Genomic DNA, 24,713 nt, shown 5'->3' with positions numbered 1-24,713 from the left:
GAACCACCATATACCGCCTCCGGCCGCCGGTCTAAGGTGCCCATGCACGAGACCTTCCAGGCTGAAAATTTGCGTCAGTTTGTTGCCTGTCCGTGTCCGGAGGAACTCTCCCGAGGTGCCGGGCATCTTGCTCTTCTTCGAGGTGTTTATGAAAGATTCACGCATTCCCGAGCCGGTGTTGACGGCCATGTCGGCGGGGACCCACATCATCCGTGCTTATCGTGAGCACCTTGGATATTCCGTCGAGGACCTGGCAGTGGCGTGCGGGCTTGCCGCTGAGGAAATTCTCAACATTGAGTCCGGTCTGAGATACAACAAGGGTTATCGGGATCGCATCGCAAAATCGCTGTCCCTACCCGCCGGAATTCTTGAGGCGGAGCCGGACATACTGGACGCTGCCTGAATGGTGGAAGGCCGGTTTTCCCCGTCTGTTGCCGGAAACAGGTCTCTCGATTTCGTATTGTTGGAACCTGGCGTTTGCGCCACGGGCCAGGTGTGCCCAGGATATGACCAAGCGAGCAGCAGATGGGTCGCGCTCTCCCTGGGCCGTCGGCATACGCGCCCGGAGGGCCTTGCTGGGGCGCCGCTCGCGGCCGCGTTCGCGGGATGCAGTATGCATTCCAGTCACACTAACTGCCAAGCAGATGACCGGCATTTCGTAGGGCGGCGAGGAAGAAACCGGCATCAACGGTGACATCGATCTTTGCCTGTGCCGAGAGAGGTATGCTTGTCCAGTTCTCCAAAGGCGCCATCAGATCTGAGAACGTGTCATTCACCATGCAATAGTGGGTAAGAAGGCCCTGCCTGTCCAACGCGACCACGCCAGTTTGTTCGCCTCGATAGCGGATGGCGGCGATGCGCTGCACCTGCGGGTCATCGTCGACCCGCACGTCGAAAACCAATGTGCCCTGGCTCCTCGCCGCTATCTCCGCGGCTCTTTCGCTGAAACTTGATGTGAGTGAGCGGACGCTTTCGACCGCCATCTGGAAAATCGCCCAATCCAGTTCCTGCGAGGCCATGTCGGCAATTGCGGGTAGTAGAGGGGTGATTGCAACAACGCATGCGGCTTGTTCACAGATGTCGGCTGACGACCGATCCTAACCGGGGTTCTGCCGCCCATCGTGCTGTCCGATTCGGACTGATCCGGAAGCGAGGGGCACGCCCACCGCCCCTGAGGAGGCTCCGCGCTGTCGCGAACCCTGCCGCACCCGGCAAGTCAGCGCCACAGGGTTCACAAAGTTGACTGGCTGGGCTAGGGGGAGCGCAGAGAAATCTCCGGTCGCAGCCTTACCCGGTCAAAACAAGGATACCACGATGAAGACTCTCGTCATCTGCTCCGGCGGATTGGACTCAGTTTCCCTTGCCCACAAAGTGGCAGCGGAGCACGAACTCGCCGGGCTGCTGTCCTTCGACTACGGCCAGCGGCACAGTAAAGAACTGAAATTCGCCACGCTGTGCGCACAGCGATTGGACATTGCGCATCAGATCATCGACATCCGCCAAATCGGCCGCGGCCTTTGCGGCTCCGCGCTGACCGATGGTGTCGACGTGCCGGACGGCCACTACGCCGAAGACACCATGAAGATCACGGTGGTGCCGAACCGAAACGCCATCATGCTGGCCATCGCCTTCGGACTCGCCGCCGCGCAGCAGCTCGAAGCGGTGGGGATGGCCGCTCACGGCGGAGACCATTTCATCTATCCAGACTGCCGTCCGGCCTTCATCGAGGCTTTCCAGACGATGCAGGACCGAGCGCTCGACGGAGACGCGCAGATCCGTCTTTATACGCCTTATGTGAACCTCACCAAGGCGGACATCGTCGGCGATGGAGCAAGGCACGGGACCCCATTTGCGCAGACCTGGTCCTGCTACAAGGGCGGCGAACGTCACTGCGGACGGTGCGGGACCTGCGTCGAGCGGCGCGAAGCGTTTCAGCTGGCGCAGCACGCCGACCCGACCGACTATGAGGACACCGATTTCTGGCTTGAGGCGCTACGGAGGCGGAGCGCCTGATGTTCCGCATTACCAAGGAATTCCACTTCTCGGCCTCGCATCAGCTCACCTCCTTGCCACCCGAGCACCAGTGCGCGCGACTGCACGGGCATAACTACATCGTCGTAGTGGAGCTTTCGGCCAAGGAGCTGAACTCGCACGGCTTCGTGCGCGACTATCACGATCTGGCGCCGCTCAAACACTATATCGACGAGAGCTTGGACCACCGGCACCTCAACGACGCGCTCGCGCATGAGCAGGTCACAGCGGAATACCTGGCCAGGCATTTCTATGAATGGTGCAAGGCACGGCTGCCGGAAACCGCCGCCGTGAGGGTGAGCGAAACCCCTAAAACCTGGGCGGAGTACCGGCCGTGACCGACACGCGGCCCGCAATTCGGGTCAGCGAGATATTCGGGCCGACGATCCAGGGCGAGGGCGTGCTCATCGGTTTGCCGACGGTCTTCATCAGAACCGGCGGGTGTGACTACCGCTGTTCCTGGTGCGACAGCCTCCATGCGGTTGACAACCAATTCCGCCATGAATGGAAGATGATGCCAGTGGATGCGGTGTGGCAAAGCGTGGTTGCGCTTTCCGGCGCCCGGCCAGTTATGGTGTCCCTGTCGGGCGGCAACCCCGCCATTCAGCCCTTCGGCGGCCTAATCGAGCGGGGCCATGCTGAAGGTTACCGCTTCGCGCTGGAAACCCAAGCTTCGGTGGCCAAGGACTGGTTTGCCGAGCTTGACGTACTGGTCCTCAGCCCAAAGCCGCCGTCGAGCGAAATGAGGACCGATTGGGTTGCATTCGAGGCTTGCATCGAAGCGGCGCGGGAGAAGCCGCAAGTCGTGCTCAAGCTCGTCATTTTCGACGAGAGTGACTACGCCTTCGCCAAAGACGCCGCCGCCCGATTTCCAAGTCTCCCGGTCTATCTGCAACCCGGCAATCACACGCCACCGCGCCGTGGCGAGGAAGACGCAGCTGTCGACCTTGCCGGAATCATGAGGCGCATGGAGTGGCTGATCGAAAAGGTGACGCAAGACAGATGGTTCGAAGCCCGCGTATTGCCGCAGCTGCATGTTCTGCTCTGGGGTAACAAGAGGGCCGTCTAGGTCTAGCTGGCAGGTGTGGGAACTGCACCAACTCTTCGGCCAGAATAACTCGCTCGCATGTGACAGCGCTGCTCGGACAGGCGATTGGTGATCGAGGTCGGACTAGTTCGGTAAATTGAACCGGGTACATGAATGCCAGGAAGTCTTTCTTTAGGGTTATTTGTGTTTCCGCTTCCGCAAAGCGTCTACCGCCCAGCGGTGTATCTGGGTGATCGCGTTACGAAGATATGCCGCGCAGGCCTCCTAGGGGCGGGCCGATCGAACTCAATCGCAAATCCCGCCTCTAGCTTAGTGAACGTCCGATGAGGTAGGGCGTTGCATAAGTGCGGGATCGCCGGCCCTATGAATGGAGCCGCGTTTCCGAGTTGCCGTCCGTTCTTGCGTCAAAAGCCTGTGCCGGGTTGAACCAGCCCAGATGAGGGCCTCACGCTCCTTGCTGTCGAGGCCAGACGTTCGTTTCCGGGTCGAGGTCGCGCAATCGTTGAGTCACTGCACCGGTCATTTCACGAGCGTCTTAATTGGGATGGCTTGGCGCGGTTGCTCTCTTGCAATTCGTAGCCGTCGACGATCCTCGGCATGCAGGTCTGCCACTCTTTTCTCGGATGAGACGATGGGGGATATCGATGGCAACTTCGGAGGACCGCGCTAAACTGGCGGCGACACGCAGCATCGGCGTGTCACCTCAATGGCAACGTTGATCTTCTGAGACGATCCTTTCCTTCCAAGGCCAGGCCCTCAATTTGACGTCCTGGGGCATTGTCCAGATATGCTTTATTTTTTCCGGGATCAGGCGGCACTTGTTGCCATGTTCCTCCGGAACGTCGCCGGCCTCCCGCCAGAGCCAGCAACACAGGACGCATTGAACTCCCTCGCCGCCGAGATGAACATCGGCCGGTATCATTCAGATCGTGCTGAGGGAGTGGCTAGAAACGAATGCCTATCTGCCAGTCCGGATGATTGACGAGGAAAGCGAGACCGACGGGAGCGCTTAGCAACATGGCTCGCAAGGGAATGGCCCGCAGAAAAGGCCCGTGCCTAAGGGACGGGCCAAATACGTTTCGGGAACAATGCCTAGAGCGGTTATTCTCAGCCGCCCATCTTCTTGGCCATGGCACAGAAATCAGCGTGCGACTTGTTGAGCGTGGTGTCGCCGCAGTCTTTCAGCACCGCCTTTTGTTCATCCGGTTTCATGGACATCCATGCGGTCTTGAAATCCGCTTCCGACCTCAAGGTTTTCATGCCGGCATCCGTGAAGAAAGGTGACATCTTTGCAGGATCATCGAGCGCGGAAGTGGTGCTGCTGCCAGCCAGCGCTGAGCCCGTCATCACTGCGAGCGCCATCGCGCCCATCGTAAGCATTTTGATGCTCATTTTTACCTCCGTTAGTTCTACACGCGCAAAATCGCGTGACCTGGGGAAAAAACGTCGGCGTCTGAACTCTGTTCCCGCATCTCGCCGATTCCGCATCGGCAGCCGTCTGACGCGCGCTGGTGTCGTGGAGAATGGCCGGTGCAGTGAGGAGTCCACCGTGCGGCGACGGACCACTGCGGCCAGCCTACAGTGCGATCGGCAAATGCGGGCCCATTAACCACCTTCCTGGATAGATTGGACCCCAATGGGGATGCGGGGGGGTTTACTTTGCGTGGAAAATCACAAGCACAGATTCTATTGTCATGTTGAGCGCGACGGATTGTGGGGAGTTTGGGATTGCGTCGCCAACAGGCCGGCAAGGTTGGGCGGTGGCGACCTTCGCGGTTGCACTGGCCAAAGGGCTGAAACTGCGGAACACGTCCTCACGAGAATTTACGACGGCGGACTTGATGCCGTCGCTATCCGCATCGCGGGCATTGTCAGTTCTGCGGGTTCGGCCTGATCGATCCCCGGCCGCCAGGCGCTTACCCAGCCTTAGGGGGCAGCATCGGTCCAGTGGTGTTCCACCGGATGAACTCGACCTCTTTCCCGGTGACGTCCCGCACGGCCTTCAACAGCACCTCATGCAGGACGCGCGTCTGCCTGTAGTGGTCGCAATGTGGCGATATGAACGGCTTGATGATGCTTAGGTGCAGCGCTTCCGCTGCCACCAGGAAGCGCTCGATTTCAGCCTGTGATAACTGCTTTGAGGGTTTTGACCTAGCCATTGCGACACCTTTTGAGAGTCGCCCACCTGAGGACAATATTCCTACCGCGACCGTTCAGTGTAAAGGCTCAAACGTCGAAAAGGTCGTTTGGTCCCACACCAATTTCGTCAATGATGTCCGGCGTGTTGTTTCGCGGGCTTCCGACCTTCCTGTCAATCGGCCACATCTTCATCAGTTCCGAAGGATATGGCTTCATAAGGTCGCGTGGATCCAGTTCCGGTCCGAGCCAGCGCATGTAATCGGCAGGCGCCAGAATAACCGGCATGCGATCATGGATCGTCGCCATCAACGTATTAGGCTCGCAGGTGACGACAGCGAAGGTCCGGATCAACTCGCCGGTGGCCTTGTCGGCATATTCTTCCCATACTCCAGCCATGGCAAAAGGCTCGTCATCCTTCATTGCGATAGCGTAAGGCTGCTTTTTCTTGCCCGAAACATCGAGCTTTTGCCATTCGAAATAGCCGTCGACGGGCACCAGGCAACGGCGCGCGGCGTATGCTTTTCGGAACATGCCGTTGCTGGCAATCGTCTCGCACCGCGCATTGACAGGCGGTGGCCGCCCGCCGCCATCGCGCGCCCAGCCGGGAACCAGCCCCCACTTCGCAGAAACGAAACCGGCCATGCTCGTGGAAAGCTCTTCACGTACAATGATTGGATAGGTCAGGCTGGGCGCGCCATTCCAGACCGGGAACCCGTTGCCCAAACGCTCAACGTCGCCAGGGTGCGCGAACTCGAAGCGCCGTACCATGTCCGGGATGGTCGATTTTACAAAAACGCGTCCACACATTTAGGGTCGTCTCATTGACAAGGATCGAGGCCCGCCCAAAATGGGAACGGAGTGAGAACGAGTCAAGGTTGTGGTGATGCCGAAGAAGCCAAAGGACGTAATGCTGCCAGCGGTCTCGGGCGTCACAATCGAAATCGATGACCGCGATAATCCCGAGGTCTGCCTGGTCGGGCTGTTGACTGCCGAGGGGAAGCGATCCTTCACCCTGAGCGAAAACGGCGCTCGGATGATGGTGAAGGCGTTGCACTCATTTCTCGATCTCCTCGACGGATCTACGTCCGAGAAAAAGCCCAAAGGCCCCGCCAACTGAGAATCAGATATGGTCAATCCGCCCAAGCGACAGGACGATTATCAGGACCGAGCCATCGACTGCCAGGAGGCCATGGAGCCAGGCTTTCAGGTGATTGTCGATTGCATGCTGGAGGCGGGATGGACGCGAGGCGAGACATTGCGGGCGCTGAAACGGCTCATAGCTGCCGACAATAAGGCTCAGAAAGAGAACGCCAGGCTGGAAACGCAACTCGCAATTGCGCGGGCCATGTTGCGCGCTGGAAAGCCGATTTAAGGTCTGTTGACCTGTTGGGGGTCCCTTGGCAATGCGTCGATTGCCACCGGGCGCATAAACTCTTGCACCGACCTGGGAGGAACATGCGTCCGCAGTCGAAGTTCGGAATGCGCTTGGTAAGGAAATCTCCTTGAAACAGCCAAGCAAGGCCCGCCACTGGCTCCGAGACCCGGTGGCGGGCCACCCGCGATTAATCTTTTTCGTAGGGCTGGAACCTGTTTCTGAAATCGAAGTTGGAAATGTGCTTGGTTGAGATTCCCCTCCTCAAATCCAAGCTCTGGTGCAAGTGCAAGGCCCGCCGCTGTAATTGTGTCCTCAGCGGCGGGCTTACTTCGTCAGGCGCTCCACGGTCTCAATGATCGCCTTGGCCAATGCCTCGCCTTCATAGATCGGCTCTGGGCCATAGTAGCCCGTCACCCATTTCTCAGACGGCAGCACACCGGGCGGGCATACCTGCTCAATGGCCATTCGGACGAGCTTCAAGCCTGCGAGTTCGCCAGTGGGCTCGATTGCCACAGGGGGCGATTCGGGCTGCGGTATCATGGTTTCGCCTCGCGGATCGTTCTCAACGTCGCATGGCGCAATTTGTCTTCGCGCTTAAGGGTTTTCACACGTCCGACAAGGCCAGGTTTGATCCATTCGGCGTCTGGTTTGTCGGCTCCCTTCGGTGGCGTGCCTTTCCCCTCCTGCACCTTGGCCCACAGGCGTTCGCGCATGGCTTTGGTCAGGGCGATGTTTGCCGATCCGACATAGCGGCGTTCTGCATCGCGGGTCGCCATCAAGGCGAGTGGGGCCGATCCCGGCTTGCGCTGCACGCCGGCAACCTCAAAGTCGACTTCCTCGTAGCATTTCGTTTTCAGCCACACTTCGGTATCGCCTGACCGATAGACACTGTCCGGCCGCTTCGACACCATGCCCTCAAGGCCCATGCGGATCAACCGCGGCGTAGAAGTCGGCCCCGCCGCCATGCACATGATGGCTGTACTGGATCGCGCCCCTGGCAGGCCCGACGAGGCCGAGCAGCTTTTCCCGACGTTCCAGCAAAGGTGCGGGGCGCAGGTTGACCCCGTCCAGATACAGCAGATCGAAGGCGACGAAGATGATCCGATCCGGCGCCCATCGCATCGCGGACCGAAGCGAATGGAAATCCGACACGCCTTTCCCATTGAGGACGATTGCCTCGCCGTCGATGATTGCCGAATTGGGGAAAGGGTTGCCGCCGCCTCGACAATCGTCTTGTACGTCGATGACCAGTCGTAGCCCCTTCGCGTGATCGCTCGGGCCGTGCCGTTCTCGATTGTGATTTGCGTCCGATAGCCATCGTACTTGATTCCGTGAATCCAGTTGTCCCCTGTCGGCGGCACCTCGACAAGCGTGGGAAACATTGGCCGGATGAACTTCAGACGCATGAGCTGACCCGCAAAACTGGGATTCAATTTAGCATGCGCTAAAATGGTTCCGGAACATTTTAGGCGAATTGGATGTTTGGCAGCTATGGCGAAGCTATCCGACATTGGACCACCCATTCCCGGCAAGCAGCACGGCGGCCAGCCAGCCGATGAGGACGACAACTTCTATACCTGCCCGACGTGTGGACAGCAGGTCGACATGCGCGACTTGCGGCAGGTGATTTGGCACGAGCAGCCAAAGCACAAGCCGCTCCTTGTCGTCGTCGAATAACGCGCACCTTCTTGAGCAAACGACGACTGAACGTTTCGTACCCGCCCTGCGGCCCCGACTATGCGGATTTAATGATTTCGATTACCATTGCTTTCTTGGGAGGCTGCGATGGAAAGCGCGAATACGAACATGGCGCCCCCTCGGGTCGAGGTGGCCGAGGCCGGCGGAGAATGGTTCGTCCGCATAGTGGCCGACGACGAAGAGCTTACCCGCTCATTCGATTTGGAATCGTTCGCCCTGTCCTACGCGGAAGGCCAGCGGATACGTCTTGGACTTGCCGAGTTCAAGCGGCTGTAGGAAGGACAAGATGCCTCTCTCTGAGAGCCTGCATTCAGTTGAGATGGAATTCCGATGCTCGGAATGCGGATTGGGTTTTGTCAAGCCGGGGCGCTGGTTTAAGTCTGCCGCTCAACATCATTGCTCCGGTTGCCATCACCTCACACACCTCACCTATCCGAAGAAATTGGCATTGTTCGACAAATACGCCAAGCTTCCGACGATGGGGATCGGTGGCGAGGAACGATGAGGAGCGACCGTAGCTTCAATAACTTGTCCTCGGCAACCCTCATGCCCCTTCATCGGTAAGCGGTCTTGGCCGCACAATGCTCAAATCAAACTTGGTTGAAAGGTCGGGCTCCGCTTTGTTGATGGCGGCGGTGGTCATCCGATGGACGGGCGGGATGATTATCATCCGGACGTTCGTTCAGGCCAGAGCGGCGCCCCGAAAATCAGGAACACGACTGCCACCAACACGATGACCAACCCGGCTGTAAACGCGTTCGCAATGATATCACCAGGCTGCATACACTCTCCGTGAATGGGTGCCCGCCACACCAAGGGGGTCGTGGCGGGCAATCAACCAACCGACGATGAGGAGACGATGATCGACGGTCACATTCCCGATGTCGAAGAGGCCGTGTTGTTTCAGAGGCCGGACCTTTGCGCTTCGGCATCGGACTTTAGTCGGGTGCTTGAGGCGGCCCCGCTCGGGGATCGATCGGCACGGCGAAGGCCCGTCACCGATCAGCAATGACGGGCCCCTGCCTCGAGACCGCTCGGCTGTAAACCAAGCTTTGAATCGAACTTCGGTTTCGCAGACAGGTTCCCTCGATCTCCAAAAATTGAGCTTCAGTGGGTCCGCCCCCACTGGCGGGCAGGGGCGGACCCGGCCGGGGCTTGGGGCCTCGACCGGCAGCGGGCACGCTGCCGCTTGCTCACCTACCTCGGCATATCAGGTTCCACTAATGCACGAAAAAGCCCGCCACCTTTCGGAAGCGGGCAGGGTCTATAGTAGCTGGGATCAACCAGCATAGGTCAACGGGCGGCGGCGGGGTTGGTTGCGAGGCCACCCAGTCGTAGGGGAATGCTTACACCTTGGATTTTCGCCACCCTGCCCACCAGGCTTCCCATTGAGAGCAAAACCAGCGCTCGCCTTTGGCAGGATTGACGATGGTCTCGTTGTAATATCGCTGACCAGGCAGGTGATAGATGCGCTCGCCTGTCTCGACGCTGATATTGCCTTTGATGTTGCAGCCATCCGCCGCGCTGGAGCCGCCTAGCCGATGCACAGTCGGAAGGGGATGCTGCTCACTTTGCGGGATGAAGTAGCTTGCAGCGGAAACACCGTACAGCAGAACCGGAATTAGCGCCCGCTGCTCCAGCAGCGAACGTCTGCGCCTTCTCCTAGGCTGAGAAGCCTTTTGCCCTTGGAGGCCCATACCCCTCTCTCCCCAAGGGAAGAATGCGACTAACGGCGGTTGAAGTCCAGCCGTGACTGCCACAGCCTATTGGGGTTATGCACGTGTGAACGATCTGGACGGTTCTTGTGAACGGCCAGGTCACTATGAACTTGAGCAGGGCACGGAATGGTGCTCTTGCTTGCGCTTGGTCACAACCCGTTGGATCGGCCTTGCATTCATGAGCCAGTTGCTGAGCGCGATCTTCAAGCCCGACGGCCGGGAGGAAGCTGAACGGGCGAAGTTTTTGTCGCGAATGTTCGGCATATTCTCCGAGAAGATTGTCTCGCTTTGGTGTGATGACGAGCGATCGCCTTATCAAGACATCGGGCGCCCTACGATAAAAACAAGCACCACCGATCGGGGCTACACGCTGGACTTCACCCTGCGAGAACGGAAGACCGACGCGGTGTACGTTGCCGAAATGAAGTGCGAGATCGAGTACCAAAGCTTCCGATACTTCATTCTGACGAACGCCGAGCAGCTCAAGCATCACAGAAAGCCGGCTTTCAACGTTTTCCTGCGGTCAGCTCGGCCCTCGGAAGACTTGCAGGCATGGGTTTGCAAACAGAAGACGCCTTTCGCTGGCGCAATTCTGATTTGGGGCGCGGTGTCGCCCTCTGGCCGAATGAGCGCAATTCAGGAATTTGGATTGAGAGACGCTCTGTCGCTAGACGAGATGTCCCGCGATCTCATCTCTTGGAAGTGCCAGCGGTATGAGGGCCTGCTCAGTGAGCGCCGAGCTTGGAGCAATCAACTTTTCGATGGACTGCTGAGCTCCGCTTCTGTCGGCGAAGCTGAATAGGGCCGACCATCGATCTGGCCTACTCGCCCGACTATGCTTAGGCTGGATGGAAAGCGCAACGGCAACCCCTACGCAAGTCCTGCATCGGGTGTTGACCTACCTCCTCGCCGTCCATTGAGGATGGCTTCATCAAGGCCATCAGATTTGTTGCGCCAAGACCTTCCACGTCGAGGTTGCCGAGCAGCTCCTGAAGTGGACCAAGCGTGGCCCTAGGTGGCGACAGGCGGTGGGAACCTGTATGGCCGCAATTGAAGGTATGTGCCCCCTCAGGATGCCCGTAGGGCGTTCGAGGCGGCGGCCAAGGAAGAGCGGATGCTCGCATTGCCCTAACGTCAAGCATGAAAGGCCGGCTAGGGACCCTTCAAAACAGCCCACTATTTGGTGGAGGGGTATCGCTTCGTCAGAAAGTTCTGAAGCTCGTCGCGACTATTGAAGTGCTCAAACCCATCTGAGCTATGGAGGATGTAGCCCCCGCCTGTCGTCTCTTCTATCTTCATGCCTTGATAGTTGAAGGTCGCTTTGACATGGGGTGGCAATCCCTGCGTCTGGGGCTTTCCCAATTGGGCATCCGCCGAGCCTGGACTTGCTGTTGCTTGTCCACTCATGCCGCCAGCGAGCTGCCGGTCCACAGATGAGAGGAAATCCCGGATCTCGCCCAAGCGGGAAAGGATCATGATCATCCAGAGTACCACGAGGATGGAGACGATGATGTTGACGAAAAAGTAAATTCGAATGAAATCGCCAGCGAAATCCATTCCATGCCCCCAAATTAGGCCTCAAACGCCGACGCTCGGCGCTCGCGGGTGAGGTGCCCAAACCGACCATAGCCAGTCGAGTATCGATAACCTCGTATCCATGACGTAATCGCCGGCCCATGACCAGAAGTACAGGCTCAGGCAAATGTTGAGCGCGGCCACCGCATAAAGCCATCTCCTCTGCTCGTTGTCGGATTTGTTGGTGTAGAGCGCTACCAAAATTGCAAGCGTCGGCGGTACCACAAGAAATGGAATGATGCTCAGGACCCATGCCAACATCGAAACCGGATCGCTTCTAATGCTAGCCAAGATTGGAGACAGCCTCTTCAATCCCGCCTGCTTGGCATCCTGAACCGCCAATTCCAACGATAGGACTGCGCCACAAGTCGGACAGGTGCTGACCCCGCCAAGGGTTTCGCCAAAGCAAGACGGGCACGAGCCTGTTGCGGACCTCAAATTCCTATGATCCGAAGCCACATCAACCTCTCGTGGAGATCGGCGAGGCCCCGGCGAGAAGCATGTGATAGCGGAGGTTCATCGCTTTTGCAGTCTTGTAAGCGTCGACTGCAGACCAAATCATAATGATCCATCCCAGAAAGACAAACCAGAGCGCTATTGTGAGGACAAACATGAGAATGCCCTTACCTATCTGGCCGTTGTAGAATTGCCCGAGACCGCAGATGAGAAGCGATAGGATGAGCGCAACGCCAGCCGATTTGTTGGCTGCGGTGCCGTCCAGGAGGACACTCGCAACGCATAGCCCGGCTGAGGTCCGATGTTGTTTGTCACTTGGACAATGGTGGCACCCTCGGCAGCACTGACCCGGCTGTCCGAATTTGTCCGAGCAGGTGGTAGGGGTGTAACTCTAACGTGTTCGAATACCGAGAACATGGTCTTTGGCAGCCTTCCAAGCCGTCCCGCCGACGGGGACTACCTGTGTATTCTCAGTTATTCGTCCCTCCTTCGCGAAACTGCGAAGTTCATGGCCGGTGTAGGGACCATAATTCTGAGCCTCAATGTTCAGATGCCAAGAACCATCCAAAGGATGCGGCGGAACGTTGGAAACTGAGTTCGAAATTTCTCCTGCCGCGCTAGGCAGCGTAGACTTTGGCCCTAATTGTTCTGTCATAATTCCCCCCTAAGCCCCTTTAACATTTTTATCAGGGAGGCCTCAAAAAGCAATGCGCATTTCAGGGCGTTGCTACTATGCCAGTGTAAAGAGAGAAAGTTTACTCCATGTCCGGCACGTCGCCGCCGATAAAGAGGGTCGTCGGCTCCCCGTATTCACCAAGCGAAGGGTTGGCATCACGCGACCACGCAATGACGCCGGTATGCTTCCCCGCTAGACCCTTCGCGGTCCTAATCGCCCGATCCTCCGTCTGCCGTTCGGCAGGCCCAAAAACGGGCTGAAGGTCCCCAGTCTCATCGCGGTCGAAGGCGGTGACGACGATCAACTTCGGTGCTTTCTGCTGTGGGAACAAATTATCTGATATGCAATCTTTCCGTTCGGCCAAGCCCCGATGAGAGGTGAGGGCTCAGGCTCATTGGGAAAGAGCGCCGTCTGGCAATTCTGCTTTCCAGATTGGCGATGCGCTCAGTCAGCAAATACCGCTCGACAGCAAACCCACCGCCTGCGAACAGCACGGCAAACGTGGCAAAGGCTGCCGGGTTGGCCACTACCAGCGCAGAGTTGCTTCCAATGAAAGCGATAAGGTCATGCATTGAGCGACGCCACTTTCATCCCAACACAGGCGGTGTAGGGTCAAAGCTGATCGCCACGAGCCCCGGATACCTGTGAGCGAGGGCAATGATTTGGGTCTCAAGCTCGCAGTTGTGGGCCATAAGCGCCTTCACGGTCTCAAGAGGGCTTTCGTAGCGGGCGATAAGCTTCTCCGCTTCGAAGTGCAATTCCGCTTTCGATTCAGCGTCTAGGTGCATCGTGGCCATTGCGGTCCCTCCTAGCGTGTCGCGCGGCGTGGTGCAGTGATCGCGTCAAGGCGGTCCTGAAGGTGCCCGTTGAGGATGATCATTTCCTTGAGGGCCTTCATCAAGTCGCCCTTGTGTACGGCAACGAATTTTTCTCGGCGACGGCTTGAAGGGCAGCCTCTTGCCGGCTGTCCAGGGTCACAATGAGGTCCATCTGAACGTCTCCTAATGTCTCGTACCAACAGGGATCTGGGACAGGATATCTTTGCGCAAACAGGAACGCGAGATGGAAGACAACAAACTTGGCAATGGCGGAAGCGTCGTTGAGATCGTCATGATCGTCGTCCTCCTCTTGGTATCCATCGGCCTCGTCATAATCGTCGCGACTGGAATGCCTTGAACATCCCGCCCTGGAATGCCTTGAACATCCCGCCCTGGAATGCCTCGACGTAAGGAGAAGTGTGGGGCTTGGTTGCGACCTCGCCGCCCCGTGTGTGGTGGATCGAGAGGGGACGGGGGGTCTAGGCGCGGGCCAGTTATCCGATCAGCCGCTCAGATTTTTTTACCAAATATTCCGATCCCATAATGTGATTTGGTTTTTCAGCAGGTCCTCCCAATATTGTCGCTGAGAGGGGATTGGGAGGTCACGCGGATGGAACGCTTGTTGAAGTCCGACGACGTCATACAGCAAGCCATAGACCAGGCCATTCAGGGCGAAATCGTCTCCCTTAAGAAGGCCGTCGCGTTTATCCGAACGAAGCGCCCTGACCTTAAGGACGAGCTGGACGAATTGGGCAACGACAACCCACTGTGTGAAAAGGTGGTCCAAATAGCTGCAAGAACTGGAAAGGGCGTTCTCTTCGACCTGCACGATTAGGAACTGTCCCTCCTCCAGGGGCTGTTCGATATGCTCTGTGAGGTGCGCGGGATGGACCGCGAAAGCCCTGAAGCTACGACGGCTGCGGAACGCCTGATTGCACGTTACAAAACAGGCCTTCGCGGCGATGATCTTTTCCAATCGGTGGCGGCGGAGTAGCTGCTGCTCCAATCTCTTCAGGCAGTCCTGTTCTTCGGGAACCATTAAGGTCACCAAAGGTTTGGCTCGGTGCTAACCGTGCGGGCCGACCATGGAAGAGCTTTCTCCCGAGCAACAGCAGGCTACATCGCGTCTCATTCGGACGTGGATTACTTCAGAGACACTGCGCCATCAAATCCGCCAACTGCTGAACCTCCCAGCAGATTGGGATATGACCGAGGAGCATCGGTCCATGCTTGACGAGTTGGATCGGAAGCACAACGTATCGCCCCATGGAGCCAAGGTACGAACTGAAACGTGCCCCCAAAGGGGAGCCAATCGGACCATAAGTTATAGGCGCCAAACTCATGGGGACTCCCTATGGCGAAGCGCGACAAAGCCGGCCACAAGACTGTTGCCGACTCTCTTCAGGAACTCATACGAAACGAGGACAACCGCCGTCAGGTTCGGAAAGCCTTCAGGTTGGAAGTTGAACCTGAGCTGCCGCCAACTCTAGCCTCATTGCTCGACGCCATTGAAGTGGCTCATCAGGAAACCCTAAATTACCCTGATGAGGCAGTTGAGGTACGACCTGAGGAGAGACCAAGACGGGACCTGGACGGTGTTCGACGTGTTCACCGGGCAGCCGGTTTCGCCTGATGGTTGGCCAGCGATAGGCCTCAATAGGGAATATGCCGACGATCTGGTCGACCTACTGAATGCCGAAGACCTCAAGTGCAGGCTCTCCCACCGTAGGTTCATCTGATGGAACTCCATTGGTTCAGCCCTGTGGTCCCCGTCAGAACCGAGAAGGTCGGCATCACGCTGGGCGTCAGCAACGTCGAGACTGCTGCTGAGGAACTCATGAAGTGGCCCGAGAGGGGACCGAAGTGGAACAAGGCGGTGCAGCTCTGCATCGACTGCTTCGAGGACCGAGCGTCACCCCAAGATGTCCAGAAGGCCTTCGAGGAGGCTGCTAAGGAGCAGGGGATGCTTCGGTCTTTGTAGGAAAGGAAAGACCCGCCACCGGAGGGAACAGGCAGCGGGCTCTTTGAGCGGCTACATCCGAGGATCGACCGCTTCGGATGGTTAACTCGCATCACACACGATCGTTCCGAGTAAGTTCCTCGCTGCTCTGGGGGGTCCCATGTCCGTCACGTTTATCCCTCAGGCAGCCCCGCGAGTTCTCCCTGCTGGAGGTTGAGGGCGCACTGGGACACGTTGCGTTGCTTCCCGCCGAGTGGTTGAGTGCCTATTCACACCAAGCCGGCTGCCTAGTAATGTGATTGGGGGAATGGGGCAGCGGAAATGCAGCCTGAGGACGATCTGAAGTCCCGTATCGAGGCTGCATTGGTTCGCGGCCACTTCACCCAATGGCAGCGCCAATTCCTGCTCGACATGCGTGACCGATTGGTGAAGTACGGCCCGCGCACGCGGCTGAGCGCGAAGCAATGGGCAAAGCTTTACGAGATCATAGGCCCCGCGCCGCCAAACGCCAACGCATCGCCACAATCTCGCTCGGATAGGCCCCCATCGTCCCCGCGATGGCAAACGCGCCGCTGGCGAAGCCCACTCGCCCGCGAAGCTCGTTATTTGGCAGCCAGGTTTGCTAGAACCTTTGGGATCGCTTTGGCTCTGATCGTTGGCTCCTTAATCTACTCCTTCATCATTAGGGGTGGTCACGTTACCTGGCCCAGCATGCCATCCTTCGCGAGGTCCGGCGGATCGGAGTGGGTGCCGCTTGCCAGAACCCAGTTCACGATAACGGATGGCGATACTATTCGGCTCAATGGTGCCGCGAAGGGAACCCGGCTTGTCGGCTTTAACGCGCCCGAAAGCATCGAGCCAAGGTGCGACTCTGAGAGAGACCTTGGGCGTCGAGCGAAGGCGCGCCTCAAAGAGTTGGTTGCTGAGGCGAAGCTGGAGCTGAAGATGGTCCCATGTTCCTGCCCAGCAGGCACTGAGGGCACCGACAAGTGCAACTACGGCCGACGCTGTGGCTTGCTCTTTGCCGATGGTCGCGATGTTGGCGACGTGTTGGTGTCAGAGGGTTTGGCTGTGTCGTTCGTCTGCGGCTCGACGAGCTGTCCACCGACGCCTCGCCCTTGGTGTGGATAAGGCGTCCTGAACCCTGAGACGGCCTCGGTTGCTTTGAGCGCTTTGCCAGCTCCACGGGCTGTGCGGGATGGCATGTTCGAGATGCACGTCTGCAACCCGCAAACCTGAGACCTCGGCGAGGCGACATCCAGTCCCTTTAAGATGCGCCAAATGTGCTGGAGGTCGGTCTTGGCGTGTGACACAAGGCGGGCCAAGATGGCGGCAGCCTCATCCAATGTGAAAGATCGGCGCTTGTCTTTGTCCGGCTCAGCCTTGTCCTTGGGCGCAGCCTCTACCCCGCAGTGTATCTCGCGGTGTATCTCTGGGGAATGGAAACCCTTGGAGTCCTTGGGTTTCAAGGCATTTCTGGAATAAGTGGCTCCCCGGGCCGGAGATGAACTAGCGCTTGCAAAGCGAGCCACAGTGGAGGACTCGGCTGCCGTTCGAGTTTTGTGGCCGCGCTCTGTGAAATTTCCCAGACCTATTTTCTGCAAAGTGCACAGGAAGCGCCGACAAATCCCCCGCCAATTGTTTGAACGGTTCCCGACCTTATGTCGCGAAACCGCCGCCGGTTGCGCCATCTTATGGTGCGCCCGTCGAGCGAGGCCACCCAGCCTACGAAGTCAGCTGTGAGCCACAGTTGTGAGCCACAGTGATGTTCAATGCACGACGGCCCACGCTTTCCGCAGCGCAGCGCTGCGTGAGCTCCTGCTGCGGGCGGCGATGGCACGGGAATTGCGACACGGGGGGTGCGGCGCTTGACCGGAGAGCCGCGACGGGAGAAGCGCCGCAACGTGCCGGGGGTGCCGGCGCCGCGGGCGTCCTGCCGTTCATGTTTGATTGGAGCCCACCCATGTCCAGGCTGAATGCCGCCCTTGTCACAGTAATCGTTTTGTTGGCCCTCGCTTTGTTCGCGCTGGGAGCGCTGAAACAACATCTGGATACGGCCGAGGACCTGCAATGTGTGGAGGACCAACGCCTGATAGCGGCTGACTTGCGCATACGCATTCCACAGCGGCGCGACGCCCTCCTCAACGACCCAGCCTCGCCAATTGCGGGCAATCCGGATGGCGATATCGCTGTGGTCTCATTCTTCGACTACAACTGCGGCGTTTGCCGGGCGGCAGCTCTCGATCTACAGGAGGCCCTCAGCAATGATCCCAATGTGAAGCTTGTGTTCAAGGAACTCCCAGTCCTGGGGCCAGAATCCAAATTTGCAGCGCGCGCAGCGCTCGCGTCGCACAAACAGGGGAAGTATCAGGCGTTCCATCTCGCCCTCATGGCTTTCCCCGGCTTCCTCAACCAGCGCACCACCTTAGCCGTTGCAGAGCGGGTGGGCCTCGATCTCGAGCAGCTGAAGCGGGACATGCAAGACCCAGCCATCGCAAATGCCATCACACGCAATTTCGCACTCGCCAAAGATCTGTATATCGAGGGCACACCGGCGTTGGTGGTCGGCGACGAAGTAATCCCAGGGGAAGTGGGGATGGCCCGACTGCAACGCTCCATTGCTGATGCCCGCGCCTAGGCGAAGGTACGATCTTCGACAGCTGCAAAAGTGCCATTCTGACTGAGGGTCTCGGGATCGTCTTTGGGAGCTGGGGTTTTGATGTGCTCCTGAGCGCCTTATTCGCGGTTGGCTTCTTGACCAGACCGTAACGCGGGGCGCGAGCGCGACGCCGAACATGGCGCCGTCTCCCGGCGTGCGGCTAGGGCCGCGATCTCGCTCCTGGACGCTCTCTCCGTTACGCGGCAAGGGGCGCCGAGAGGTGGAAATTCACGGCTCTGCGGCGTCGACCATATCCACGCGTCCAGGCGCAAGGATCGATGGTATCACATCAGCTGCGGTGCCGACCACCAGTCCTGAATCCCGCGCGCCTGAAGGCGCGCGCCGGGTGCTCGTGCACCGAGCCCGCTTTTTTTTCGCAAGGCTCAGGCGGTCTCGGCCATCCGGCTTCGCCCCCTGGCTTGGGCAGCCTTTCGGCTGCGCACGGCCGCCGGCCGATCGGCCGGCGTGGTCTGTCTTTAGGCCGTCCCCGGGTGCGCGCGGTGGGCGGCTCTCCCTTCTAGGCCCGCCGCGGCATCCCGCAACCCTTCGCTGCGCTTCGGGTCCTCCTCTGCGTTCCGGTCCTTCGGATGCGGTCCGCCTCTCACGGCGGGCCTTTGCGGTCGTTTTCGCCGCCCACCCCGCTTCCGGGGGAGGGCGCGATTTGGCGAGCGGAGGACCAGGGCATGCGTTCAACCAACAAACGTTCCGGCTGCCGAAAGGCTGGCGCAAGCAGGGGCGGGCGCGCAGGCGCCAGCCTTTATCAAGAGATCACGGACCGCATCATTGCCGAGCTCGAGCGCGGCACCGTGCCATGGGTCAAGCCCTGGGGAAGCGCAAAGGCAGGCCTCGGCCTGCCCAGGAATGCGGCAACCGAGCGCCGCTATTCCGGCATCAATATCCTGATCCTGTGGGGCGCGGTCATCGAGCGCAGCTATGCCAGCCAGAACTGGCTGACCTTCCGGCAGGCGCTGGCCCTTGGCGGCAATGTCAGGAAAGGCGAGCGCGGAACGACCATCGTTCACGCCGACCGCTTTGTTCCGCAAAACGAAAAGGAACGCGCCAAGGCCGATGGCGACGAACCACAGGCGGTGCCTTACCTGAAGCGGTTCACCGTCTTTAACGTCGCGCAGTGCGAGAACCTGCCCGAACATCTCCATGCCGCCGCCGATCCGCTGCCGCAGCGCCAGATCATCCCGCAGGCCGAGGCGCTCATTCGTGCAACCGGCGCGGATGTCCGCATCGGCGGCGATCGCGCTTTCTACATGCCGGGCAGCGACTTCATTCAGGTGCCACCGCAACCGGCCTTCTTTCAGCAGATCAACTATTACCGGACCTGCTTTCACGAGCTTGGCCACTGGACCGGCCACCCGACGCGCCTTGCGCGCGACCTCTCCGGCTCGTTCGGCACCAAGGCATACGCGCGCGAGGAACTGGTCGCTGAAATCTGCGCAGCCTTCGTCTGCAGCACTATGGGCATCGAGCCGACCGTGCGCCATGCCGATTATATCGGCTCGTGGCTGAGCGTGCTGCGCGAGGACAATCGCGCCATCTTCCGCGCCGCCAGCCATGCCTCGAAAGCCGCCGATCTCCTGCTCGGCTTCAATGCCGAGGTCGAAGGCGAGGCGCATGCCGAGATCGCCGCATGAGCGCGCTTCGTCTCCCTACGCGAGAGCCTTGCGCTTCTGACGGCGCGCGGTGCGACCGCGCGGCGCGGAAACCCTCGATACCGGCCTGTTGGTCAACCCGCCGTCAATCACGAACCGTTTTGAAGGAACTCCGCAATGATCCTGATCCCTGACGAACTGCGCCTTCTTCTGCTCGCCAATGGCGCTGCCGACACCGAAGCCGACCATTCTCCGGTCGTGAAACTGTTCAATCCGCTGGGCGCCGCCACCTGGCTCCTGAGCGAGCTCGACGCCAATGGCGATGCACTCTTCGGCCTCTGTGATCTCGCATTGGGCTTGCCCGAACTCGGCAGCGTCAGCCTTGCCGAGCTCCAGGCCGTCAAGGGGCCACTTGGCCTCGGCATCGAGCGCGACCTTTATTTCAAGGCGCGGTTTCCGCTCTCGGTCTATGCCGAAGCCGCTCGCCTATGCGGTCACATCACCCAGGCCGAACGGCTCTTGCGGCAGGCCGCCGCCGCCCTCTCGTTTTCCCTTCCCGAGCTTCCGCCCGACCCGGCGGAACAATAGCGCCATCCGGCGCAAAACCGCCGCGCCGCTCGGCCTGCGGCCTCGCGGTCAGGCAATTTCGGCCATTGCAAAGGAGAAAGACCATGCAGCTTGCCCACGTTTCCATCGACCGATTGAGCGTCGCTGCCGCCAACATGCGGCATTCCAAACGCGCGCCCGACATTTCCGACATCCTGCCCTCGGTGCGCGCGCGCGGCGTCCTTGTTCCGCTTCTGGTGCGGCCCAACGGCTCGCCCGACACCTTCGAGATCGTCGCCGGACGGCGACGCTATTTCGCAGCCAAGACCCTTGCCGACGAGCGCGGCGAGGCCGAGCCGCTGCCATGCGCCATCATGGAGGATGGCGACGACGCCGACGCGCTCGAAGCCTCCCTCATCGAAAACATCGCCCGCCTCGATCCCGACGAGGTCTCGCAATGGGAAACCTTCTCCCGCCTCATCAAGGAAGGTCGCACCATTGCCGATATCGCGGCCACTTTCGGCCTTACCGAGCATCAGGTGAAGCGCATTCTGGCGCTTGGCGAGCTTCTGCCCAGGATTCGCGAAGCCTATCGCCGCGAGGAAATCGACGCCGAGACGGTCCGCCACCTCACCATGGCCTCCAAGGCGCAGCAGAAGGACTGGCTGGCGCTCTTTGCCGATCCCGACAACCGCGCGCCGCGCGGCTGGCAATTGAAGCAGTGGTTGTTCGGCGGCCAGTCGATCTCGACCAAGGTGGCGCTGTTTGCCATCGAGGACTATCCCGGCCTGATCGTCTCCGATCTGTTCGGCGAGGAAAGCTATTTTGCCGACGCCGACCTGTTCTGGCTCAAGCAGAATGAGGCGATAGCCGCCAGGCGCGATGCCTATCTTGGGGCCGGGTGGAGCGAAGTGATCGTGCTCGAACCGGGTCAACATTTCCACGCATGGGACCACGAAAAGACGCCGAAGAAGAAGGGCGGCAAGGTCTTTATATCAGTCTCGCATCGCGGCGAGGTCGGGTGTCACGAGGGCTGGCTGTCGCGCAAGGAAGCCCGCCGCGCCCGCGATCAAAGCGAGACCGCAGAGGCCGAGACTCCGGATAAACCCTCGCGGCGCGAACTCACCGGACCGATGCAGAACTATGTCGATCTGCACCGCCATGCCATCGTGCGCTTGGCGCTCCTTGACCGTCCGGCCGCAGCCCTTCGCCTGATGGTGGCGCATGCGATCGCCGGCTCCAGCCTGTGGCAGGTGCGCACCGAGCCGCAGCGCGCCGCCAACGAGATCGTGGCGGCAAGCCTGTCAGCCTGCAAGGCCGAGGCCACCTTCACGGATAAGCGGCGTGAGGTCCTGGCGCTGCTTGGGGAACCGGACGAGGGTGGCGCGGTCGCTGGCCGCAATGGCAGCGACTTCGGCACGGCACGCCTGTTTTCGCATCTCCTGACGCTGTCCGACGACGATGTGATGCGCGTTCTCGGCATCGTCATGGCCGAGACGCTCGAAGCCGGCAGCGCCGTCATCGAGGCGCTCGGCAATCATCTCACTGTCGACACCGCCGCTTGCTGGCAACCGGACGACGCCTTCTTCGATCTGTTGCGCGACAAGGAAATTGCCAATTCCATGCTTGCCGAAATCGGCGGCAAGCATGTCGCGGACGGCAATGTCGCCGAAAAGGTGAAGACGCAAAAGACAATCATCCGCGACTTTCTGTGCGGCGACAACGGCAGGCAAAAGGTCGAGGCCTGGCTGCCGCGCTGGATGAAATTCCCGGTCGAAAGCTACACGGATCGAGGCGGCTTGCGCACCGCCGATCAATGGGCCCGGGTCCGGTCCCTGTTCGGCTGCCAATAGACGTCAGGCTGGGCGGCGGCCTCCAAAGTGGCCGCCGCTCGGCATCGTACCCCGGTCGCAATGGCCGCATTTTCGTGACCTTTGCCGCCGCCTTCCCGCGGCAGAATCCAGCCGGGCAAATCACCTTAATCCCGCGGCTCGATCAGCCCGTCGGAGCCTGCTCCGGCGCCCGACCCCTGGGCACGATCTCAATCGGCACGGCACGGCATCAGCCGCAGTCCTCCAATTCCCGCCTCTCCTGGCTTGGCTGCAGCGACCGCGCTTGCCACGAACTCCATGCTCCCTCCAGGACCATCCCCTGCGGCTGGCTTATCGACCTATGGACGGGTCCGGCCGCCCGAAACCCTCGCCAGCAGCTTTTTTCCCCGCCGCCTGCGGCGGCTTCCTCGCGCCGCTCCGCTTCAAAAAAGCCGCCGGCTCGGGTCCTCCGCTGGCGCTGCGGCCCTGTCGGGTTCAGGCGCTCCGGACGCGTCCATCACGGTCAGCCATCGCAGGGGATGGTCCCCGGCGACAGCAAAAGGAGACTTCGAAATGACCGCGATCGGTTACGTCAACAAGCAGGAAAACGGCGCCTACAAGGGCCAGCTCAAGACCCTCAGCGTCCGCGCCGACATCGACATCATCCCCAACCAGGCCAAGAGCGCCGACAACCATCCCGACTACCGGGTGCTGACGCAAGGGGTCGAAGTTGGCGCCGGCTGGATCCGCACCGGTGAGACGTCAGGCAAGGATTATGTGAGCCTGTCGATTGCAGCGCCGGAGTTCGGACCGCGCAAGCTCTACGCCAATCTGGGCCGCGCCGCCGGCCAGGACGATGACGACACCTACGCCATCATCTGGAACCCGGCCGACTGATCCGGCCGACCCGAGCCCCGCGCCGCAGCCGGCGCGGGGCTCTTGCCGAGGAGCGGCGAAAACTCGCCCCCAACTCTTCGCCCGTCCCCAAGACGACCTCGCCCGCCCATCCTCGCCTGGCTCGCAAGCCAAACGAGGATCATCATGGACAACGAAAACGAACGCGCCGCCCGCGCCAAAAAGGGCAGTCCATTTCTCAACACAGCCCAAGCCGCCTTCTACATAGGGCTCTCCCAGCGCACGCTGGAAAAAATGCGGCTCAACGGCGGCGGCCCGAAATTCCGCAAGCATGGCCGCTACGTCCGCTACCACATCGATGAGCTCGACGACTGGTCGAAAGGCCGCCAGAACCACACCCATTCCAACGATGGAGGCCGCTCATGAGCCGGCCTCCTGTCATCCGTCTGACCGGCAGCCGCCTGCGCCGTGTCCGGGCGACAAGGGCGATCGCCGCGACCGCGATTGCCCTTGGCCTGATTGCCTTCGGCCCGCTTGCAAACCCGTCGCCCTGGCTGATCTGGAACGCCTCGGCGAGCGCGCCGGTCGGCCTCTATCGCGTCATGGCGGGAGCGCCAGCACGCGGCGACCTGGTGCTCGCCGGCGCACCGGATGCCATTGCCGGCCTTGCTGCCGAACGCGGCTATCTCCCGAACGGCGTTCCCCTTGTAAAGCACATTGCCGCGCTGCCGCACGAACGTGTCTGCGCCTTCAACGAGGCGATCATCATCGGCGGCAAGATCGTCGCACGTCGGCTCGCAACCGACACCCAAGGCCGTCCGCTGCCATGGTGGAGCGGCTGCCGCGCGCTCGCTGACGACGAATTCTTCGTGCTGAACGGCGAGGCACCGCGCTCTTTCGACAGCCGCTATTTCGGGCCGGTCCGAGCCGCCAACATCATCGGGAGGCTCGCGCCGCTATGGACCGAGTAGCCCTCCTGATGCTTGGCATGATCGCTGTCGCGCCATGCGCCTGTTCCGCCTCGACCGGCGCTGAGCCGGTCGCCATCTCCCAAAGTCCGCAACTTCGAAGGTGGCATGAGTTCACAGGCGAAGCAAGCAAGCGTTTCCGTGTTCCCGAGGCCTGGATTTACGCGGTGATCGATGCCGAAAGCAGCGGCAAGACGATGCTCCACGGCCGGCCGATCACCTCGCGCGCCGGTGCCATGGGCCTCATGCAGGTGATGCCGGAAACCTATCAGGACATGCGTGCGCAATACGGACTGGGCGCCGATCCCCACGATCCGCGCGACAACATTCTGGCCGGCACTGCCTATCTTCGGGCCATGTATGACCGCTTCGGGTTCCCCGGTCTGTTTGCCGCTTACAACGCCGGACCCGAGCGCTACCAGGCGCATCTGAAGCGCGGCACGCCGCTGCCGAAAGAGACCGTCGATTACCTCAAGCAGCTCCGGGCGGCCGGAGTTTCGGGAACCGACATCGAGCAGTTCAAGGGCAAATCTGTCGCTCCAAGCAGGCAAGATGCACCCTCGGGGCGCTCGCTGTTTTTCCCGCAAAATGGTGATCGCGCCGGCGCGCGAAACGGCGATCTCTTCGTGCCGCTGGGAAGCGACGTCGCACAGGTCAAGGAGCCGGAACGCTAGCAAAGGGGGGGGCCGGACGCGTCCGAAGGGGTGGGGCGCGGAAGGCAAGATAAAGACACCCCCTCCAAGAGGCGGCGAAGTGTTTGTCTGCACATCATTTTT

34 protein-coding genes are annotated in these 24,713 nt (G+C 60.2%); 19 read left to right on the top strand and 15 right to left on the bottom strand.

Annotated features, from left to right (window positions below):
* Positions 1-115 precede the first annotated feature (115 nt).
* Complete coding sequence (locus MESCI_RS27855) at positions 116-403, top strand: helix-turn-helix domain-containing protein (RefSeq protein WP_013897108.1); 288 nt, start codon at positions 116-118, stop codon at positions 401-403.
* Positions 404-629: 226 nt separating this feature from the next.
* On the opposite strand, the gene MESCI_RS27850 is transcribed toward MESCI_RS27855, so the two are convergent.
* Positions 630-1,019 (bottom strand): hypothetical protein, encoded by a 390-nt coding sequence (locus MESCI_RS27850; RefSeq protein WP_013533308.1) that lies wholly within the window; start codon positions 1,017-1,019, stop codon positions 630-632.
* Between the two features lie 295 nt (positions 1,020-1,314).
* Here MESCI_RS27850 and queC point away from each other — a divergent pair, with 295 nt between their 5' ends.
* From queC to queE, 3 genes are read left to right on the top strand one after another with little or no spacing between them, the layout of a single operon-like run.
* Positions 1,315-2,013, top strand: a complete 699-nt coding sequence (queC, locus tag MESCI_RS27845; RefSeq protein ID WP_013533307.1) for a 7-cyano-7-deazaguanine synthase QueC — start codon at positions 1,315-1,317, stop codon at positions 2,011-2,013.
* On the top strand, positions 2,013-2,369 hold the full coding sequence (queD, locus tag MESCI_RS27840) for a 6-carboxytetrahydropterin synthase QueD (RefSeq protein ID WP_013533306.1): 357 nt from the start codon (positions 2,013-2,015) through the stop codon (positions 2,367-2,369). The genes queC and queD overlap by 1 nt, the downstream gene beginning before the upstream one ends.
* Positions 2,366-3,100, top strand: coding sequence for a 7-carboxy-7-deazaguanine synthase QueE (gene queE / locus MESCI_RS27835; protein ID WP_013533305.1), 735 nt, complete (start codon positions 2,366-2,368; stop codon positions 3,098-3,100). Before queD ends, queE begins: the two co-directional genes overlap by 4 nt.
* 1,086 nt (positions 3,101-4,186) lie before the next feature.
* On the opposite strand, the gene MESCI_RS27830 is transcribed toward queE, so the two are convergent.
* The 3 genes from MESCI_RS27830 to MESCI_RS27820 form a co-directional block, all read right to left on the bottom strand.
* Positions 4,187-4,471: a hypothetical protein gene (locus MESCI_RS27830; RefSeq protein WP_013525246.1), complete on the bottom strand. Its 285-nt coding sequence runs from the start codon at positions 4,469-4,471 to the stop codon at positions 4,187-4,189.
* Positions 4,472-4,995: 524 nt separating this feature from the next.
* Positions 4,996-5,238, bottom strand: a complete 243-nt coding sequence (locus MESCI_RS27825) for a hypothetical protein (RefSeq protein ID WP_013533304.1) — start codon at positions 5,236-5,238, stop codon at positions 4,996-4,998.
* 67 nt (positions 5,239-5,305) lie between these two features.
* Positions 5,306-6,025 (bottom strand): SOS response-associated peptidase, encoded by a 720-nt coding sequence (locus tag MESCI_RS27820; RefSeq protein ID WP_013533303.1) that lies wholly within the window; start codon positions 6,023-6,025, stop codon positions 5,306-5,308.
* 76 nt (positions 6,026-6,101) lie between these two features.
* Here MESCI_RS27820 and MESCI_RS27815 point away from each other — a divergent pair, with 76 nt between their 5' ends.
* Complete coding sequence (locus MESCI_RS27815) at positions 6,102-6,335, top strand: hypothetical protein (RefSeq protein ID WP_013533302.1); 234 nt, start codon at positions 6,102-6,104, stop codon at positions 6,333-6,335.
* A gap of 9 nt (positions 6,336-6,344) precedes the next feature.
* Entirely contained in the window at positions 6,345-6,590 is a 246-nt protein-coding gene (locus MESCI_RS27810) for a hypothetical protein (protein ID WP_013533301.1), read from the top strand.
* Positions 6,591-6,917: 327 nt separating this feature from the next.
* On the opposite strand, the gene MESCI_RS27805 is transcribed toward MESCI_RS27810, so the two are convergent.
* From MESCI_RS27805 to MESCI_RS33190, 3 genes are all read right to left on the bottom strand, one after another.
* Entirely contained in the window at positions 6,918-7,133 is a 216-nt protein-coding gene (locus tag MESCI_RS27805; RefSeq protein WP_013533300.1) for a hypothetical protein, read from the bottom strand.
* Positions 7,130-7,369 (bottom strand): ATP dependent DNA ligase, encoded by a 240-nt coding sequence (locus MESCI_RS33195; RefSeq protein ID WP_338048535.1) that lies wholly within the window; start codon positions 7,367-7,369, stop codon positions 7,130-7,132. The genes MESCI_RS27805 and MESCI_RS33195 overlap by 4 nt, the downstream gene beginning before the upstream one ends.
* 139 nt (positions 7,370-7,508) lie before the next feature.
* Positions 7,509-7,745, bottom strand: a complete 237-nt coding sequence (locus MESCI_RS33190) for a DNA ligase-like domain-containing protein (protein WP_338048490.1) — start codon at positions 7,743-7,745, stop codon at positions 7,509-7,511.
* Positions 7,746-8,084: 339 nt separating this feature from the next.
* Between MESCI_RS33190 and MESCI_RS27795 the strand changes: the two genes are divergently transcribed.
* Both MESCI_RS27795 and MESCI_RS27790 read left to right on the top strand, forming a co-directional pair.
* A complete protein-coding gene (locus MESCI_RS27795; RefSeq protein ID WP_013533299.1) occupies positions 8,085-8,270 on the top strand; it encodes a hypothetical protein in 186 nt (61 codons plus the stop codon).
* 108 nt (positions 8,271-8,378) lie between these two features.
* Positions 8,379-8,567: a hypothetical protein gene (locus tag MESCI_RS27790; protein WP_013533298.1), complete on the top strand. Its 189-nt coding sequence runs from the start codon at positions 8,379-8,381 to the stop codon at positions 8,565-8,567.
* A gap of 1,070 nt (positions 8,568-9,637) precedes the next feature.
* On the opposite strand, the gene MESCI_RS27780 is transcribed toward MESCI_RS27790, so the two are convergent.
* On the bottom strand, positions 9,638-9,988 hold the full coding sequence (locus MESCI_RS27780; RefSeq protein ID WP_013533296.1) for a sunset domain-containing protein: 351 nt from the start codon (positions 9,986-9,988) through the stop codon (positions 9,638-9,640).
* Between the two features lie 199 nt (positions 9,989-10,187).
* Here MESCI_RS27780 and MESCI_RS27775 point away from each other — a divergent pair, with 199 nt between their 5' ends.
* A complete protein-coding gene (locus tag MESCI_RS27775) occupies positions 10,188-10,811 on the top strand; it encodes a hypothetical protein (protein WP_013533295.1) in 624 nt (207 codons plus the stop codon).
* A 374-nt stretch (positions 10,812-11,185) separates the two neighbouring features.
* Here MESCI_RS27775 and MESCI_RS27770 read toward each other — a convergent pair whose 3' ends face one another.
* The 7 genes from MESCI_RS27770 to MESCI_RS32445 all read right to left on the bottom strand — a co-directional run bounded on the left by MESCI_RS27770 (position 11,186) and on the right by MESCI_RS32445 (position 14,573).
* Positions 11,186-11,566, bottom strand: coding sequence for a hypothetical protein (locus MESCI_RS27770; RefSeq protein WP_013533294.1), 381 nt, complete (start codon positions 11,564-11,566; stop codon positions 11,186-11,188).
* A 21-nt stretch (positions 11,567-11,587) separates the two neighbouring features.
* Positions 11,588-11,932, bottom strand: a complete 345-nt coding sequence (locus tag MESCI_RS27765) for a hypothetical protein (protein WP_224688052.1) — start codon at positions 11,930-11,932, stop codon at positions 11,588-11,590.
* Between the two features lie 499 nt (positions 11,933-12,431).
* Positions 12,432-12,695, bottom strand: a complete 264-nt coding sequence (locus MESCI_RS33290; RefSeq protein ID WP_085984565.1) for a DUF4339 domain-containing protein — start codon at positions 12,693-12,695, stop codon at positions 12,432-12,434.
* Between the two features lie 100 nt (positions 12,696-12,795).
* Positions 12,796-13,059: a hypothetical protein gene (locus MESCI_RS32775; protein ID WP_041163917.1), complete on the bottom strand. Its 264-nt coding sequence runs from the start codon at positions 13,057-13,059 to the stop codon at positions 12,796-12,798.
* Positions 13,049-13,288 carry a hypothetical protein gene (locus MESCI_RS27750; RefSeq protein WP_041163531.1) on the bottom strand — a complete coding sequence of 80 codons (240 nt, stop codon included), beginning with the start codon at positions 13,286-13,288 and terminating at the stop codon, positions 13,049-13,051. The genes MESCI_RS32775 and MESCI_RS27750 overlap by 11 nt, the downstream gene beginning before the upstream one ends.
* Before the next feature lie 15 nt (positions 13,289-13,303).
* Positions 13,304-13,513 carry a hypothetical protein gene (locus MESCI_RS27745; protein WP_013533291.1) on the bottom strand — a complete coding sequence of 70 codons (210 nt, stop codon included), beginning with the start codon at positions 13,511-13,513 and terminating at the stop codon, positions 13,304-13,306.
* A 541-nt stretch (positions 13,514-14,054) separates the two neighbouring features.
* Entirely contained in the window at positions 14,055-14,573 is a 519-nt protein-coding gene (locus MESCI_RS32445) for a hypothetical protein (RefSeq protein WP_041163530.1), read from the bottom strand.
* Between the two features lie 315 nt (positions 14,574-14,888).
* On the opposite strand from MESCI_RS32445, the gene MESCI_RS27730 reads away from it, so the two are divergent.
* From MESCI_RS27730 to MESCI_RS27680, 10 genes are all read left to right on the top strand, one after another.
* On the top strand, positions 14,889-15,167 hold the full coding sequence (locus tag MESCI_RS27730; protein WP_164919974.1) for a hypothetical protein: 279 nt from the start codon (positions 14,889-14,891) through the stop codon (positions 15,165-15,167).
* Between the two features lie 105 nt (positions 15,168-15,272).
* Positions 15,273-15,515, top strand: coding sequence for a DUF982 domain-containing protein (locus tag MESCI_RS27725; protein WP_013533285.1), 243 nt, complete (start codon positions 15,273-15,275; stop codon positions 15,513-15,515).
* Positions 15,516-17,457: 1,942 nt separating this feature from the next.
* Positions 17,458-18,132, top strand: a complete 675-nt coding sequence (locus MESCI_RS27715) for a DsbA family protein (protein WP_013533283.1) — start codon at positions 17,458-17,460, stop codon at positions 18,130-18,132.
* A 704-nt stretch (positions 18,133-18,836) separates the two neighbouring features.
* Positions 18,837-19,799: an ArdC family protein gene (locus MESCI_RS27710; protein ID WP_013533282.1), complete on the top strand. Its 963-nt coding sequence runs from the start codon at positions 18,837-18,839 to the stop codon at positions 19,797-19,799.
* 135 nt (positions 19,800-19,934) lie between these two features.
* Positions 19,935-20,345, top strand: a complete 411-nt coding sequence (locus tag MESCI_RS27705) for a DUF2958 domain-containing protein (RefSeq protein WP_013533281.1) — start codon at positions 19,935-19,937, stop codon at positions 20,343-20,345.
* Between the two features lie 83 nt (positions 20,346-20,428).
* Positions 20,429-22,156 carry a ParB/RepB/Spo0J family partition protein gene (locus tag MESCI_RS27700; protein ID WP_013533280.1) on the top strand — a complete coding sequence of 576 codons (1,728 nt, stop codon included), beginning with the start codon at positions 20,429-20,431 and terminating at the stop codon, positions 22,154-22,156.
* Positions 22,157-22,687: 531 nt separating this feature from the next.
* Positions 22,688-23,011, top strand: coding sequence for a DUF736 domain-containing protein (locus MESCI_RS27695; protein ID WP_013533279.1), 324 nt, complete (start codon positions 22,688-22,690; stop codon positions 23,009-23,011).
* A gap of 144 nt (positions 23,012-23,155) precedes the next feature.
* Positions 23,156-23,395: a helix-turn-helix transcriptional regulator gene (locus MESCI_RS27690; protein ID WP_013533278.1), complete on the top strand. Its 240-nt coding sequence runs from the start codon at positions 23,156-23,158 to the stop codon at positions 23,393-23,395.
* The gene (locus tag MESCI_RS27685) at positions 23,392-23,940 is read left to right on the top strand and encodes a S26 family signal peptidase (protein ID WP_013533277.1); all 549 of its coding nucleotides are present in this window, start codon (positions 23,392-23,394) and stop codon (positions 23,938-23,940) included. The genes MESCI_RS27690 and MESCI_RS27685 overlap by 4 nt, the downstream gene beginning before the upstream one ends.
* On the top strand, positions 23,928-24,611 hold the full coding sequence (locus tag MESCI_RS27680; RefSeq protein WP_013533276.1) for a lytic transglycosylase domain-containing protein: 684 nt from the start codon (positions 23,928-23,930) through the stop codon (positions 24,609-24,611). Before MESCI_RS27685 ends, MESCI_RS27680 begins: the two co-directional genes overlap by 13 nt.
* The last annotated feature ends 102 nt before the right edge of the window (positions 24,612-24,713 follow it).

This window comes from Mesorhizobium ciceri biovar biserrulae WSM1271 (assembly GCF_000185905.1).
Taxonomy (GTDB): domain Bacteria; phylum Pseudomonadota; class Alphaproteobacteria; order Rhizobiales; family Rhizobiaceae; genus Mesorhizobium; species Mesorhizobium ciceri.
The sequence above is the reverse complement of the archived record's forward strand: the minus strand, read 5'-3'. Positions and strand labels throughout refer to the sequence as shown.